Below are 16,112 nucleotides of genomic sequence, written 5' to 3'. Positions count from 1 at the left end.
CGATGCCGCAAGCATCGCCGCCCCCTCGGGGGGCCGACCAGGCTTGCCCGCGTTCAGCGGGGCGAGACTGGGCGAGGGGCTCATGACTTCTCACCGCTGATGACGGCCCGTGCCAAGGTGAATTGCTGGATCGCGCGGGCCAGTTCGCCGACGCGTGCGGCCTCGAAGATCGAACCGTGCAGGCCGCGCACCTCGGTGGTCTTCAGCTGCGGCAGCAGCCGGTGCCAGGTGCGGAAGAAGAGGCCGCCCCAGCCGTCCAGCCCGCTGGACTTGACCAGCAGGGTCGGCCCGGTGACACCCGCACAGCGGTAGCCGCGCAGCGCCATCACCTGCGCGACCAGGCCGGGGTCGCTGAACATGGCGCCGAGGCGCCGGCCGTTCATGCTGAGGTCTTCGACGTGCAGGCGGTGGACCAGCCAGCCGAGCGTGCGCCAGGAGCTGGTGCCGCCCAGCACGGCGTCGGGGTGGATCGTGTCCAGCAGCAGCAGGCCCAGCGGCCCCTGGCCGCGCTCCTGCAGCACGCGGCTGGTCTCCAGCGCGGCGATGCCGCCGACCGAGAAGCCGGCCAGCCAGCCGGGCGGCAGGCCGCGCGAGGCGATGCAGTCGGCATAGCGCTCGGCCAGCTCGCGCGGCGTACGCGCGGCGTGGTCGCGCGCGGGCTGCAGCATGTGGACGTCGAGCAGGCCGTGCAGCGCGCGCGCCAGGGTCTGGAAGCGCATCACGTCGCCATAGCCGGAGGCGCAGATGTACAGCGGCGTGGTGGCGCTGCCGGAACCGAGCGCCTGGATCATGCCGGGCAGCGGCTCGGGGTGGCCGAGCGCCCGGGCCATTTCCTCGATCGTCGGGTGCTGGGTGACGAGCTGCAGCGAGAGGCTGCGGCCCAGCTTCTGCTCCATCGTGCCGAGGATCTCCAGCGCCGCCAGAGAGTCGCCGCCGAGGTCGAAGAAGTTATCGTGCGGACCGATCTCGGGCCGGCCCAGCGCTTGCTGCCAGAGTTCGCGCAGCTGCTGCTCCAGGGTGCTCAGCACCGCGCGCGAGGGCGGCGCGACCAGGCTCATCGCCAGCGGCTCGGGCAGCGCGCGGGCGTCGATCTTGCCGGTGGCGGTCAGCGGCAGATCGGGCAGCACGGTGACACCGGCGGGCACCATGTAGTCGGGCAGGCGCTGGTGTAGCGCGGTCAGCAGGGTCGCCTGCGTCAGCGAGCGGCTGGCGGCCACCCAGGCGTGCAGGCGCGGCGCGCCGTTGCGCTCCACCTTGCGCACGAAGGCCTGCTCGACGCCCGGCACGGCCAGGCAGGCGAGTTCGATGTCGCCCGGCTCGATCCGGTAGCCGCGCAGCTTGATCTGGCGGTCGGCGCGGCCGGCGAAGTGCAAGAGGCCCTGGGCATCGAGCCAGCCGCGGTCGCCGCTGCGGTACATGCGCGCGCCGGGCACGAAAGGATCGGCGACGAAGGCATCGCGGTCCAGCTCCGGGCGGCCCAGGTAGCCGCGCGCCAGCGCGCCGCCGCCGATGTAGATCTCGCCGCCGACGCCGAAGGGCTGCGGGCGCAGCGCCTCGTCGAGCACGTAGATGCGTGTGTCGTCGATCGGGCGGCCGAGCGGCAGCGCGGCATCGGTGGGGCTGTTGCTGGCGCAGGGCCAGGCGGTGGCGAAGATGGCGGCTTCGGTCGGGCCGTAGACGTTGTAGAGCCGCGCGCCGGTCTCGGCGATGAAGCGGTTCGCCAGCTCGGCGGGCAGCACCTCGCCGCCGCAGCAGCAGACCCGCAGCTTCAGGCTCTCGCGCCCCTCGCGGCTCTGGATGCCGCTGAGCAGGCCCGACAGCGTGGACGGCACCAGCGCGCAGAAGGTGGCGCCGTGGCGCAGGATGAACTCAGCCAGGCGGCGCGGATGCAGCCGGCCGGCGGGCGGCAACGCGACGCTGGCGCCGACGGTCAGCGGCAGCAGCAGCTCGATCAGCGCAGGGTCGAAGCTGGGCTGCGTGGTCTGCGCGGCGCGGTCGCGCGAGTCAATGCCCCAGGTGCGCGCGAGCCAGGCCAGCCGCCGCGACAGGCTCGCATGCGGCATCAGCACGCCCTTGGGCCCGCCGGTGGAACCGGAGGTGTAGAGCACGTAGGCCAACTCGTGCGGCGCCGCGCGGCGCCAGGCGGGCTCGGCCACCGGCGCGGCGCTGGCGCCGGTCGTCGACGGCGTCTCGGCCGGCATCAGCACGGGCCGCACGCGCAGGGTGAGCGGATGCAGCTCGTTCAGCGCCGCGTCGCTGTGCAGCGGCAGCATCAGTGCCAGCGCGCCGCTGTCCTGCAGGATCTCGCGCAGCCGCGCGGGCGGCGTCTCCGGATTCATCGGCAGGAAGGCGGCACCGGCCTTGGCGATGGCCAGCAGCGCCACGACCAGCTCCGGCGATCGCGGCAGCGCCGCGGCGACGATGCGCTCCGGCCCGGCTCCGGCCGCGTGCAGCGCGATGGCGACGCGGTCGGCGCGCTGGTTCAGCTCGGCATAGCTCAGCTCGCCCTCGTCCCAGATCAGAGCCGGCGCATGCGGGCGCAGCGCGGCCTGCTGCTCGAACTGCTCGATGTAGGTTTGCGGCGAGGCGATCTGGGCCAGGTCCTTGTGCAGGCCGTTCACCAGCGCGGCGGCCTCGGCGGGCGGCATCACGACGATGTCGGCCAGTGCTCGCTCGGCCGACCCGTCGATCAGCTGCTGCGCGGTCCACCACAGGCGGTGCGCCAGCATGGCCGTCTCGTCCAGCGTGAAGCAGGCGGCGCTGGCCTCGATCACCAGCGCCGGATCGCGGGCCAGCTCGGCGTCGTCGGCGGCGAATTCGCAGACGGTGATGGCCAGCGGGTAGCGGGCCCAGCCGTTGAAGAGCTGGTAGGGGTCGGTCAGCCGGGCCTCGCCGTAATGCAGGTCGTAGTCCTGGCGCTCGAAGGAGATCATCACTTCGAGCAGGCTGTCGCGGCCCAGGCGCATCAGCTGCAGCTGGCGGCCCAGCTCGCTCAGCGGGTAGCGGGAATGGCGCAGGCCTTCCTGCAGCTGGTGGGCGACATGGGCCAGCAACTCGCTGGCGCTCATGTCGGCGCCGACCGTGATGCGCAGTGGCATCACGCCGACGAACATGCCCAGCGTCTGCTTGAAGCGCTGGCCCAGCCGGTTCAGGCAGGGCACGCCGATCAGCAGGTCCTGCCGGCCGGAGCTGCGCGACAGGTACAACGCCAGGCCGGCCAGGAAGCAGACGAAGGGCGTCAGCCCCCGCGCGGTGGCGGAGGCGCTGAGCCGCGCGTAGCGCGCGCGCTCCATGCCGTGGCTGATCAGGTGTGCCGGCGGCAGGCCATGGGCAGCGGCGGCGTGGTGGCGGCGCTCGGTGACGGAGTCGGGCGGCGTGGGTCCGAGCTGCTTCAGCCAGTAATCGGCGTCGCGCTGGTAGCCGGGGCCCGCCTGGTACTTCTGCGTGTCGGTGACGAACTGCAGGTAGTCGGCCCCGCGCGCCGGTGGCGCCGTGCCAGCGAGCAGCGCGTTGTAGTGCTCGGCCCAGCGTCGCAGCACCAGGGTCGTGCCCCAGCCGTCCATGATCGTGTGGTGGAACAGGATGGTCACGCCGTGCAGCTCGGGACCGGCCGTCAGCAGCGCGAAGCGCCAGGGCGGGGTCGTGCCCAAGGTGTACTCGGCACGGATGCGGCGCGAGCCCCAGTCGCGCATTGCGCGGCGTGGGTCGGGGGCGTGGCTGAGGTCGGCTTCCTCCAGCGGGGGCTCGTACTGCGCCAGCAGGCGCTGCGTGCCGTCGGGCTGCGGCACCAGGCGCAGCGCCTCGCATTCGGCCACCAGATCGCGCAATGCGCGGCGGAACAAGCCCAGGTCGAGCGGGCCGACGAGGAAGCAGCCGCCGCCGATGTTCAGGTGCGCGCTGCCGGGCCAGGCGCAGTGGTCGAGCCAGACCTCGCGCTGGCTCATCGCCAGCGGCAGTGCGGCGTCAGCCGCCAGCTCCAGCGCCCCTGGGGTCAGGACGCCGGCACCATTTTCAGTTGCTTGTCCCATGACGCGATCTTCTCCATCGCATAGCGGTAGCCGACTGCGGCGATCTCTGCGCCGTTCTGATAGGCCATTAAAGGAAAGTTGCCAACGGGAGGTTCGAGGTAGTGATCGGCCTGCGCGATCGTGCGCGGCCGCTGGTTCAAGCTGCCGACGTGGCCGGCGCTGTAGAGGATGCCGGCGATGCTCGGCGAAGCGGGCGCGCTGGCGATGAACTTGCGCTTGAGCGTGCTCATCGGCGTGACGCGGGTGAGGCTAGGGTGGGCGCGCAGGTTCTCGGGTACGTCCACGTCCACCGCGATGATCGTGCCGTTGCCGCGCCGGCGTTCCAGCGGCGTGCCCAGGCGCAGTCGCATCGGCTGCACCGGGACGTTCTCCAGGATGGCGCCGTCCACCATCAGCTCGCCGTCGATGACGACCGGCGGGAACAGGCCGGCCGGCGAGTTGCTGGCGAGCACGGCGCGCCACAGCGGGCCCTGCGCCTGCACGGTGGTGCAGCCGCGGGTGAGGTTGCAGGCCGCGGCGAAGTAGGGCCGCCAGAGCTGCTCGATCATCAGGTCGCCGAACATGCGCTGCAGGTCGCGCTCGACGCGGCGGCCCGCGACGATGGAGACCAGCGGCACGGTGAGGCGTTCGCCGCCCTTGGCGAAACGCCGGGTCTGCTCGAGGATCTGCTCCAGCGAGTGGCCGCAGGCGAGCTGCGCGCCGATCAGCGCGCCCATGCTGTTGCCGCCGATCAGGTCCACCGGCACGCCGGATTCCGACAGCGCCCGCAGCACGCCCAGGTGCGCGAAGCCGCGCGCGCCGCCGCCGCCCAGCACGACGCCGACGGCATTGCCGGTGAGGAAGCGCGCGAGGTGTTCGGCGTCGGCACGCAGGCCCGAGCGCAGCGAGTAGATGCGCTCCAGGTCGCGGCCCTCGATCCAGGGCAGCGGCGATGTCGGCCGCGACGCGTTCGCCGCGTGCATCAGCACCAGGTGCTTGCGCTTGAGGGCGTAGCCGGGCACGGCCTGGAACTGGCGCTCCAGTGGCGTCAGCGCCGGCGAGCGATCGGCCGAGCTGACGAAGACCACCTGGTCGGCCTGCCGGATCGCGAAGCGGGCCCAGGCGTCGTCGGCAATGCCGGCCTCGAAGACCAGCACCTCGTAGCTTTCCTCGAGGCGCTCGCGGCCACCATCGCCGATGTCCACGCCGCCGTCGATCGAGTCGCCCTGCATCAGGCGCAGCGCCTCCGGCGAGCCGCCGCGCAGGTGGCCCACCCGCTGCCCGCCGCGGCCGGCCAGCTCGCTCAGGGCGGCGACCAGCGAGGGCGTCAAGGTATCGGCGCCGGCCTTGGCGTCCAGCGGCACGATGGCGATCGTCTGCGCCAGGTACTTCTCCTGCACCTCGCTGCCGACACGGAACTGATCGTGCACGGCCTTCAGGAAGACGCGGTTCAGCTCGACCGGATGGCGCGTCAGCAGGGCCTCGAAGGCGCTGCGGTCGAGCTGGGCCAGGGTGGAGTCGCGCACCGCGGTGACGTCCTGCGAGCGCGGCTGCTGCAGGATCATCGCCATCTCGCCGATGCTCTGGCCGGGCTGGATCTGGTTGTAGACCAGCAGCTTGCCGTCGCGCCCGCGGCGGGAAACGCGCAGCCCGCCGCTGATGACGAAGATCGTGCTGTCGGCCCGGTCGCCTTCGCTGAAAACGGTTTCGCCGCTTTCGACCCGCCGCCATTGCACGGCGTCGGCCAGCTCGGCGATCACGCCATCGGCGAGTGAACCGAAGACGGCGCTGCCGTGCAGGGCCTCGACCATTCGCGCGCGAATGCGGTGCTGGTTGGGATCCATGCGCGGAGTCTACGGGGACTAAGTTGAATTAGGGGGGTAAGAAAATACCCTTGAATCAGCGACTTCCGCTCAATTGAGGGGTTATGGCAGGGCTATTGCGAGGTTGCGCGGGCTTGTCGTGGCGATGCGGAAGACACGCACCGGCGCTGCCCGGCCGCGCAGCTGCAGCTCCCCCAGTTCCTCGCAGGGCAGCGCCGTGCCGATGCGCTCGCGCGTGGTCTCGCTGATCAGCAGGCCCAGTTCGCGCTCGCTGCACAGCTGCTGCAGGCGCGCGGCGAGGTTGACCGCGTCGCCGAGCACCGTGTAGGCGCGGCGCTGGCGCGAGCCGAGATCGCCGACGACCATCGTGCCGCTGTTGATGCCGATGTTGACCGACAGCGCGGGCCAGCCCCGTGCGACGAAGCGGCGGTTCAGCGCCTCCAGCGCTCGCTGCATCGCCAGCGCCGCCCCGGTCGCCTGCAGCGCGTGGCCGGGTGCGGCGACCGGCGCGCCCCAGAAGGCCATCAAGGCGTCGCCCATGTACTTGTCCAGCGTGCCGCCGTGCGCCTGCACGATCTCGGTCATGCTGGTGAAGAACTCGTGCATCAGCAGCGACAGCTCTTCCGGTGTCAGGCGCTCGGCGATGCCGGTGAACGCGTGCACGTCGGCGAACAACACGCTCAGCTCGGCATTGCGGCTGGCCATCGTGTACCGCTCCGGCTGCCGGCTCATCTGCTGCACCAGTTCGGCCGGCACGTACTGGCCGAACAGCGCGCTGAGCTGTCGCAGGGTGCGGTGCTCGACGAAGTAGGCGTACAGCAGGTGCAGGCCCAGCAGCGCGGCCACCAGCAGCAGGGCGGAGGCCAGCGGCCAGGCTTCGCGGGCCTGTGTGTAGGCGAGGAAGTTGACCGCGACGAGCGCTGCGGCCAGGGCGCCGCCGAGCAGCAGGCCTCGGCCCAGGCTCAGGCGCGGCAGGGCCAGCGTCAACACCAGCGCCACGGCCAGCAGCTGCCCCGCTTCGAGCGCGGGCGTGTAGGCGGGCACGCTGGCGAGGCGGCCGTCCAGTAGCCCGCTCAGCACGCTGGCGTGCAGCGTGAGGCCGGGGAAGTCGTCGCCCAGCGGCGTCGTGTGCCGGTCTTGCAGGCCCGGTGCCGAGGCCCCCAGCAGCACGATGCGGCGGCGCAGTGCGTCGGGAGCGATCTTGTCCTGCAGCACGTCGACGGCCGAGACGTGCTGGTACGCGTCGCGATCCCTTCGGTAGGGCAGAAGCACCGCGCTCTGGGCGTCGGTGGCGACGCGCAGCTCGCCGTGCGGCGTCTGCAGCGCCAGGCCGACCAGGGGCGCGGCAACCCCACCGGCGACGGCACCGAGGCGGGGCTGCAGCCCCGTCGCGCCGCTGAGCGTCTGCATCAGCGCCAGCGGCAGCGAGGCGTAGACCTGGTCGCCGATCACGCTGAGCAGGGGCGCGCGGCGGGCGACGCCATCGGGATCGTTGGGCACGTTGAGAAAGCCGGCGCCGGTGGCAGCCTGCTGCAGCTGCGGCAGGCTGGCGCCGTAGCCCGACCAGTTCGGCAGCTTGTCCGCCTGCGGCTGGCCGAAGCCGGCGGCCGAACTCGCCGGCGCCGGCAGCGCGCCGCTGGCGACCGCGCCGCGCCGGTTGGAGCCGTGGAAGCCGAGCACGACCGGGTGAGTCTGCAGCACCTGGGCCAGCCGCGTGTCGTGGTCCAGCGCCGGGCGCAGGCGCTGCAGTTGCGCCGCGAAGCGCTCGTCGTCGTGCAGCGGGCCGCGGGCCAGCGCGTCGAGGCTGGCGAGGCCGGAGCTGTCGTCGGGTTCGGCCAGGATCAGGTCCATGCCGGCCAGCAGTGCGCCCTGGCGGTCGAAGACCTTCTCCAGCAGGTCGGCCAGCAGGCTGCGCTTCCAGGGCCAGCGGCCCAGCGCGGCGAGGGAGCGCTCGTCGATGTCGATGATGACGATGCGCGGGTCGGGCTCGGCCGGCGCGGTCAGGCGCACGCGCAGGTCGAATAGCTGGCGCTCGAGCGTCGCCAGCCCGGGCAGCTCCCAGTAGCGCGTGGCCTGGCCCAGCAGCGCCGCGAGCAGCAGGCCGGGCAGCGCCCAGCGCAGCAGCAGCCGCTCAGCGAAGCTTGATTTCGACACGACGGTTGCGTGGCTCGTCCGTCTGCGGCGGCACCTCGACCAGCGGCTCGCGCATGCCGCGTGCCTGCACGCTGATCAGCTCGCGCGCCACGCCCATGCCGGCCAGCAGGTCGGCGACCTTCTGCGCGCGGTCCAGCGAGAGGCGGTCGTTCAGCTCCGCGGTGCCGACGTTGTCGGTATGGCCGATCACGACCAGTTCGCCGGCCGGCTGCGCGTCCAGTGCCTCTCGCACCTGCTTCAGCACGGGCAGGGTGGCGGGCGTCAGCGTGTTGGAGTTGGGCAGGAAGGTGACGATGAAGGAGCGGGGGAACGGCGGCGTGATGGCCAGCAGCGAGCCGAAGTCGCGCTGCACCGTCGCCGCATCGCTGACGCTCGCCTGCGGCGTCCCCTGGGCCGAGGTCTGCGCCTGGGCATAGGGCTGGGCCAGGCGCAGCGAATCGGTGCCGCGCTGGACCAGCAGCGCACCGGTGGCGTGGCCTTCGGAGCCGGGCAGCAGGATCACCCGCTCGGGGCGCGAAGCGCAGCCCTGCAACGCGAGGACGGCGAGCAGGGCCAACAGCCCGCGAAGAAGCCAGCGAAAGACGGGCGCGCTCACAAGGCGCCCGCTTCAGGCACTTCGACGACGAAATCGGTGCCGCGCACGCCCAGCACGGTGCTGGGGGTCTTGAAGTTGACCTTCTCCGGCGCCTTCTTCGCGATCAGGCCGGTGACCACGTGCAGGCTGCCCTGCGAGAGCGTGGCGAGCATGCCGCCGTCGTGCGTCGTCGCGTCGAAACGGAAATCGTTGATCAGCAGCCGGCTGCCCTTGCCGGCGGACAGCAGGGTGTCGTCCGCCAGGGTGACGCCGACGAGGCCGTCCGCGCCGGTTCGGATCTGGTCGCCGGCCTGCAGCGCCATGCCGGGCGTGACCGGCACGGTCTTGCCGGCGCGGTCGAGCAGCACACTGCCGCTGACCCGCTTGACGCGGCCGATCGCGGCCGGCTCGTCGGCATGGACGGCCGTGGAGAGAAGGGTGACGCCCAGTACGGCGGCGGCAACGGCGATTCGCATCGGCGGACTCCTGGTAACAACCGCGGAGTCTAGGCCGAAGCTAGGGGTCACCCCCGGGCGGCGCGCCCCTTCAATCGGGTGCTTGGAGCCACAGGAGCGTGAACCAATCACGCTCATCGCTCCAGACGGGGCCGGCCGAGAAGCCGCAGCCGGCGGCCAGCGCCTGGAAACCGTCCACGCTGTACTTGTGCGAGTTCTCGGTGTGCAGGGTCTCGCCGCCGGCGAAGTCGTAGCTCGTCTCGCCGATGCGGATCGTCTGCGCACGGCGGCTCTGCAGGTGCATCTCGATGCGCTGCAGCGGCGCGTTGTAGAACGCGCTGTGCAGGAAGCCGTCGGGATCGAACTCCGCGCCCAGCTCGCGCCGCGCCCGCTCCAGCAGGTTCAGATTGAAGGCGGCGGTGACGCCGGCAGAGTCGTTGTAGGCGGCGTGCAGCAGCGCCGGTTCCTTGATCCGGTCGATGCCGATCAGCAGGCCGCCGCCGCGCAGTTCCTGCGCCGCCATGCGCAGGAAGTCGCGCGCTTCGGCGGGCGTGAAGTTGCCGATGCTGGAGCCGGGGAAGAAGCCGACGCGGCGGCCGCTCTCACGCCGCGGGGGCAGGTCGTGCGGCTGCGTGAAATCGGCCACCAGCGGCGCGATCTTCAGGCCCGGATAGGCGCGGCCCAGCTCGGCGCTGGCGGCCAGCAGGTGCGCGCCGGAGATGTCCACCGGTACGAAGGCCTCGGGCTCGCGCAGGTGATCCAGCAGCAGGCGCACCTTTCGCAGCGCGCCGGCGCCGTACTCGACGAGCTGCGCATGCGGGCCGATGCACTCGGCCATCTCGCGGCCGTACTTCTGCAGCAGTGCCAGCTCGGTGCGGGTCGGGTAGTACTCGGGCAACTCGCAGATCTGCTCGAACAGGCGCGAGCCGATCTCGTCGTAGAAGTACTTGGGCGAGATGTTGCGAGGGCGGCTGCTCAGCGCGGCGTGGAGATCGGCGGCGAATTGCTGGCGGGCGGAGATGGGCATGTTCATTTGGAGCTGTCCCTGGCCAGTCTCAGGCCGCTGAACTGCCAGCGCGCGGCTGGCGGGAAGAAGTTGCGATAGCTGGGCCGCGCATGTCCCGGGGGCGTGGCGACGCTGCCGCCGCGAAGCACCAGCTGGCCCACCATGAACTTGCCGTTGTACTCACCGACGGCGCCCGCCATCGGCCGGAAGCCGGGGTAGGGGTGGTAGGCGGAGCGGGTCCATTGCCAGGCTTGATCGCTGCATGGCGCGAATCCTGGCAAGCGGCATGCCGCCTCCCATTCGAACTCGGTGGGCAGGCGCGCGCCGGCCCACTCGGCATAGGCGGCGGCCTCGTAGAAGCTCAGCTGCGTCACCGGTGCCGCGCGGTCCAGCGGCTGCACCCCGTGCAGGCCGAACACCTGCCAGTGCTCGGACGGCGCGCGCGGGTCGCCGGGCGCCAGCCAGTAGGGCGGGTGCTGCCAGCCCTGGGCCTGCGCCGTCGCCCAGCCGTCGGACAGCCACAGGCCGGGCCGGCGGTAGCCGCCGTCGGCGATGAAGTCGGCGAACTCGCCGCAATTCACCAGCCGGTTCGCGATCTCGAAGGGTTGCAGCAGCGCGCTGTGGCGCGGGGTTTCGTTGTCGAAGGCGAAGCCGGCGCCTTCTTCGTGGCCGATCGGCACTTCGCCACCGGCGTGCGGAAGCCAGCGCAGCGGCTGTTCGGGGAAGCGATGCGGTGGCTCTGCGCGCCAGGCCGGCAGCAGCGGGTTGCAGGAGAAGGCATGCAGGATGTCGGTCAGCAGCAGCTCCTGGTGCTGCTGCTCGTGCTGCAGGCCCAACTCCACGAGGGTCAAGTCTTGCCCAGTACCGGCGCTGCCGAGCAGATCCAGCATCGCGGCGTCGACGTGGCGCCGGTAGGCACGCACCTCGTCCAGCGAGGGCCGGCTCAGCATGCCGCGCTGCGGCCGCGGATGGCGCGGGCCCAGCGCCTCGTAGTAGGAATTGAACAGGTACTGGAAGCTCGGATCGAAGGCCTGGTAGCCACGCAACAGCGGCTGCAGGATCAGCGTCTCGAAGAACCAGGTCGTGTGAGCCTGGTGCCACTTGGCCGGGCTGGCGTCGGGCATCGACTGCAGCGCCTGGTCTTCGGCCGACAGCGTGGCGACCAGCTTCTCGGTGTGAGCGCGGACCGCGCGGTAGCGTGCGGCAAGCGCCGGGGATGGGTGTGGGGCTGCATCCATCCGTCAACGGTAGCGCAAATTGCCGCCACCGGTGTGTCAGCAGACGCCTACTTCGCGCCAAGCCCGCGCCGCAGGCCGAGGAAGACGAGGGTGCCCAGCCCCAGGCCCACCGTGTCGGCCAGCAGATCCAGCCAGTCGCCCTCGCGGGGCGGGAGCTGAGTCTGGATCAGCTCGATCGCCCCGCCGTAGGCGAGCAGCCCGATGATCAGCGTGCGCCAAGACAGCCGGGGCCAGGCGAGCCGGCCGCTGACCATCAGCGCGGCGAAGGCGCTGGCGTGGTTGGCCTTGTCCCAGCCGAGGCTGGCGCCCGGCGGCGGCGCCGGGCTGAAGGCCAGCCAGCTGATGACGATCACCAGCGCGACGAAGACCAGCGCACGCAGCGGCGCCAGCCGGGTGCCGAAGAGGGCGGAATTCAGGAGCTTGTTCATAGGCGGCGCGATTATGGGCGAGCAGCGCCCGGCGCCGCAGGGGTGCTTCGGGCGATGACGAATGGCCCGGGGCCATCGCGTCGGCTACGCTTGCGGCCTTTCGAATTCCGACGGATTCCACGATGAAGATCTCCCTGATCCTGGCTGCCGTGCTGACGCTACCCGCCTTTGCGCAGGACGCGGCGCACGTCAACCCGCTGCTGACGCAGAGCCCGCTGCCGCTGCACTACCCGCCGTTCGACAAGATCCAGGACGGCGACTTCGGCCCGGCACTGGAGCGCGGCATGGCCGAGCAGCTGGCCGAGGTGGGCGCGATCACCGGCAATCCGGCCGAGCCGACTTTCGAGAACACCATCGTCGCGCTGGAGAAGTCCGGCCGCCTGCTGGACCGCACGAGCACCGTGCTGTTCAGCCTGCTCGGCGCCGATTCGAACGACGCCCGCCGCAAGGTGCAGGCCGACTACGCCGCCAAGCTGGCCGCGCACCGCGATGCGATCAGCCTGAACGACAAGCTGTTCGCCCGCATCGACACGCTCTACCAGCAGCGCGACAAGCTGGGCCTGCAGCCTGACGCCGTGCGCCTGATCGAGCGCTACCGCCTGAACTTCGTGCGCGCCGGCGCGCAGCTCAACGAGGCGCAGAAGACGCGGATGAAGGCGATCAACGCCGAGCTGGCCGCGCTGTCGGCCAAGTTCACGACCGAGGTGCTGGCCGAGGTCAACGACTCGGCCGTCGTCGTCGACACCAAGGAAGAGCTGGCCGGCTTTACCGATGAGCAGATCGCCGGTGCCGCCGCGGCCGCCAAGGCCCGCGGCCTGGACGGCAAGTACCTGATCGCGTTGCTGAACACCACCGGCCAGCCGCCGCTGGCGCAGCTGGAGAACCGCGCGCTGCGCGAGCGCATCTTCAAGGCCTCGATCGCCCGCGGCAGCCGCGGCAATGCGCATGACACGACGGGCATCGTCGCCCGCACGATGGCGCTGCGTGCCGAGCGCGCGCAGCTGCTGGGCTTCGCCACCTACGCCGACTTCGCGCTGAGCGACCAGACGGCGAAGAACAAGGAAGCCGTCAACAAGATGCTGCGCCAGCTGGCGCCGGCGGCCGTGGCCACCGCGCGCCGCGAGGGCGGCGAGATGCAGAAGCTGGTCGACGCCGAGCAGGCCGCGAAGAAGCAGCCGACGTTCACGCTGGAAGCCTGGGACTGGTCCTACTACAGCGAGAAGCTGCGCGCAGCGAAGTACGGCTTCGACGAATCGCAGCTGAAGCCCTACCTGGAGCTGAACAATGTGCAGCGCAACGGCGTGTTCTACGCCGCCGGCCAGCTCTACGGCCTGACCTTCAAGGAACGCAAGGACCTGCCGGTCTATCACCCGGACGTCAAGGTCTTCGACGTGTTCAACGCCGACGGCAAGCAGCTGGCGATCTTCATCTCCGACATGTACGCGCGGCCCAGCAAGCGCGGCGGTGCCTGGATGAATGCCTACGTCTCGCAGAGCGGCCTGCTCGGCGAGATGCCGGTCGTGGCCAACCACCTGAACATCCCGAAGCCGCCCGATGGCAAGCCGACGCTGCTGACCTGGGATGAGGTGAACACGATGTTCCACGAGTTCGGCCATGCGCTGCACGGCATGTTCTCGAACGTGCAGTACCCGAGCCAGGCCGGCACGGCCGTGCCGCGCGACTACGTCGAGTACCCCTCGCAGGTCAACGAGATGTGGGCCGCCTGGCCCAGCGTGCTGGCCAACTACGCCAAGCACTACCAGACCGGCGAGGCGATGCCGCAGCAACTGCTGGACAAGCTGATGGCCGGCAAGAAGTTCAACCAGGGCTTCATGACGACCGAGTACCTGAGCGCCTCGATGCTGGATCAGCGCTGGCACCAGATCCCGGCCGGCAAGGTGCCCGCCGGCGACAAGGCCATGGCCTTCGAAGCGCAGGTGCTGAAGGAGGAAGGCTATGACTACGCCGCCGTGTGGCCGCGCTATCGCACGCCGTACTTCAGCCACATCATGAGCGGCTACGCGGCCGGCTACTACGGCTACATCTGGGCTGAGGTGCTGGACGCCGACACCGTCGAGTGGTTCAAGGCCAACGGCGGCCTGAAGCGCGCCAACGGCGACACCTTCCGCGCCAAGCTGCTGTCGCGCGGCGGCAGCGTCGATGCGATGGACCTGTTCCGCAACCTGGTCGGCCATGAGCCGGACATCGAGCCGCTGCTGGAACGCCGCGGCATGGTGCTGACGACCGAGGGCAAGAAGTGATGATGACGACGACCAAGAAGATGAAGCTGAGCCTGCTGATCGCCACCGCGGCGCTGGCCTTCCCGATGCTCGCGGCCGATGCGCTCGCAGCGCCGCGCGCCAACCCGCTGCTCAAGCCCAGCCCGCTGCCGCTGCACTATCCGCCGTTCGACCAGGTCCGCGACAGCGACTTCGGCCCCGCCTTCGACCGCGGCATGGCTGAGCAGCGCCGCGAGGTCGACGCGATCGCGCGCAACCCGGCCAAGCCGACGTTCGACAACACGGTGCTGGCGCTGGAGAAGTCCGGCCAGACCCTGCACCGCGTGAACCTGGTGTTCTTCAACCTGCTCGGCGCCGACTCGAACGACGCGCGGCAGAAGACCGCCGCCGGCTACGCGGAGAAACTCTCCGCGCACGGCGATGCGATCTACACGAACGCCAAGGTCTACGCGCGCGTCGACGCGCTCTACCAGCAGCGTGAGCAACTGGGCCTGGACGCCGAAAGCGTGCGCCTGATCGAACGCTGGCACCGCGACATGGAGCTGGCCGGCGCGAAGCTGACGGCCGCGCAGAAGAAGCGGGTGACGGCGATCAACGGCGAGCTGGCCTCGCTGCAGACCGAGTTCACGCGCCGCGTGCTGGCCGAGGTGAACGACTCGGCCGTCGTCGTCGATTCGCGCGAGGAGCTGGACGGCCTCACCGACGAGCAGATCACCGCCGCCGCGAGCGCCGCCGAGGAGCGCAAGCTGCCGGCGGGCAAGTTCGTCATCGTGCTGCTGAACACGACCGACCAGCCGGTGCTGGCCCAGCTGAAGAACCGCGCGCTGCGCGAGCGCGTGTTCAAGGCCTCGATCGCCCGCGGCAGCCGCGGTGGCGCGAACGACACGACTGGCGTCGTCGCGCGCGTGCTGGCGCTGCGTGCCGAGAAAGCACAACTGCTGGGCTTCGCGACCTTCGCCGACTACTCGCTGGCCGATGAGACGGCGAAGAACGTGCCGGCCGTCAACCGCATCCTGGCGCAGGTGTCCGGCCCGGCCGTGGCCACCGCGCGCCTGGAGGGCGCCGAGCTGCAGGCCCGCATCGATGCCAACGAGAAGCCCGGCTTCACCTTGCAGCCCTGGGACTGGCAGTACGAGGCCGAGCAGCTCCGCGCGGTCAAGTACGGCTTCGACGAGTCGCAGCTCAAGCCCTACCTGGAGCTGAAGAACGTGCTGGAGAACGGCGTGTTCTACGCGGCCAACCAGCTCTACGGCATCACCTTCAAGCAGCGCACCGACCTGCCGGTCTACCAGAAGGACGTCACCACCTACGACGTCTTCGATGCCGACGGCAAGCAGCTGGGCATCTTCATCGCCGACATGTACGCCCGTCCGAGCAAGAACGGCGGCGCGTGGATGAGCAACTACGTGGACCAGAGCGGCATGTTCGGCGAGATGCCGGTGGTCGCGAACCACCTGAACATCCCCAAGCCCCCGGCCGGCAAGCCGACGCTGCTGACCTGGGACGAGGTGACGACGGCCTTCCACGAGTTCGGCCACGCGCTGCACGGCCTGTTCTCGAACGTGAAGTACCAGACCTTCTCCGGAGCCAACACGCCGCGTGACTTCGTCGAGTACCCGTCGCAGGTCAACGAGATGTGGGCCAGCTGGCCGCAGGTGCTGCAGCACTACGCCAAACACTGGCAGACCGGCGAGCAGATCCCGCAGCAGATGGTCGACAAGGTGCTGGCGGCGAAGAAGTTCAACCAGGGCTTCTCCACCACCTCCTACATCAGCGCCGCGGTGCTGGACCAGCGCTGGCACCAGCTGCCGGCCGCGCAACTGCCCAAGGCGGCCGACGTGATGCCCGGTGAGGCGAAGCTGCTGGCCGAATCGGGCTTCGACTACGCGCCGGTGCCACCGCGCTACCGCACGCCGTACTTCAGCCACTTCATGGGCGAGTACGCCGCCGGCTACTACGCCTATCTGTGGGCCGAGGTGCTGGACTCGAACACTGTCGAGTGGTTCAAGGCCAACGGCGGCCTGAAGCGCGAGAACGGCGACGTGTTCCGCGCCAAGCTGCTGTCGCGCGGCGGCAGCGCCGATGCGCTGGGCCTTTTCCGCAGCGTGGTGGGCCATGAGCCGGAGATCGGGCCGCTGCTGGAGCGCCGAGGCATGGTGCTGGAAAGCACGCCGGCGTCGAAGTAAG

General features: G+C 70.6%; 10 protein-coding genes. 2 read left to right on the top strand and 8 right to left on the bottom strand.

All coding sequences use genetic code 11. The features are described from left to right. Positions 1–80: 80 nt before the first annotated feature. From SNE35_RS04530 to SNE35_RS04495, 8 genes are all read right to left on the bottom strand, one after another. Entirely contained in the window at positions 81–4,028 is a 3,948-nt protein-coding gene (locus SNE35_RS04530) for a non-ribosomal peptide synthetase (RefSeq protein WP_320421673.1), read from the bottom strand. Further along, positions 3,992–5,851 (bottom strand): patatin-like phospholipase family protein, encoded by a 1,860-nt coding sequence (locus SNE35_RS04525; protein ID WP_320421672.1) that lies wholly within the window; start codon positions 5,849–5,851, stop codon positions 3,992–3,994. The genes SNE35_RS04530 and SNE35_RS04525 overlap by 37 nt, the downstream gene beginning before the upstream one ends. 81 nt (positions 5,852–5,932) lie before the next feature. Further along, entirely contained in the window at positions 5,933–7,984 is a 2,052-nt protein-coding gene (locus tag SNE35_RS04520; protein ID WP_320421671.1) for a CHASE2 domain-containing protein, read from the bottom strand. Beyond that, a complete protein-coding gene (locus SNE35_RS04515; RefSeq protein WP_320421670.1) occupies positions 7,962–8,540 on the bottom strand; it encodes an OmpA family protein in 579 nt (192 codons plus the stop codon). Before SNE35_RS04515 ends, SNE35_RS04520 begins: the two co-directional genes overlap by 23 nt. A gap of 35 nt (positions 8,541–8,575) precedes the next feature. Then, on the bottom strand, positions 8,576–9,034 hold the full coding sequence (locus tag SNE35_RS04510) for a FecR family protein (RefSeq protein WP_320421669.1): 459 nt from the start codon (positions 9,032–9,034) through the stop codon (positions 8,576–8,578). Between the two features lie 70 nt (positions 9,035–9,104). Further along, positions 9,105–10,046 (bottom strand): L-histidine N(alpha)-methyltransferase, encoded by a 942-nt coding sequence (egtD, locus tag SNE35_RS04505; RefSeq protein ID WP_320421668.1) that lies wholly within the window; start codon positions 10,044–10,046, stop codon positions 9,105–9,107. Continuing rightward, positions 10,043–11,257 (bottom strand): ergothioneine biosynthesis protein EgtB, encoded by a 1,215-nt coding sequence (egtB, locus tag SNE35_RS04500; protein ID WP_320421667.1) that lies wholly within the window; start codon positions 11,255–11,257, stop codon positions 10,043–10,045. Before egtB ends, egtD begins: the two co-directional genes overlap by 4 nt. 47 nt (positions 11,258–11,304) lie before the next feature. Continuing rightward, positions 11,305–11,685, bottom strand: coding sequence for a VanZ family protein (locus SNE35_RS04495; RefSeq protein ID WP_320421666.1), 381 nt, complete (start codon positions 11,683–11,685; stop codon positions 11,305–11,307). Between the two features lie 122 nt (positions 11,686–11,807). Between SNE35_RS04495 and SNE35_RS04490 the strand changes: the two genes are divergently transcribed. After that, entirely contained in the window at positions 11,808–13,946 is a 2,139-nt protein-coding gene (locus SNE35_RS04490) for a M3 family metallopeptidase (protein ID WP_320421665.1), read from the top strand. Next, entirely contained in the window at positions 13,946–16,111 is a 2,166-nt protein-coding gene (locus tag SNE35_RS04485) for a M3 family metallopeptidase (protein ID WP_320421664.1), read from the top strand. The genes SNE35_RS04490 and SNE35_RS04485 overlap by 1 nt, the downstream gene beginning before the upstream one ends. Position 16,112 lies beyond the last annotated feature (1 nt).

The organism is Roseateles agri, assembly GCF_034043675.1.
Classification (GTDB): Bacteria; Pseudomonadota; Gammaproteobacteria; order Burkholderiales; family Burkholderiaceae_C; genus KK5.
This window is presented reverse-complemented; position numbering and strand designations above follow the sequence as displayed.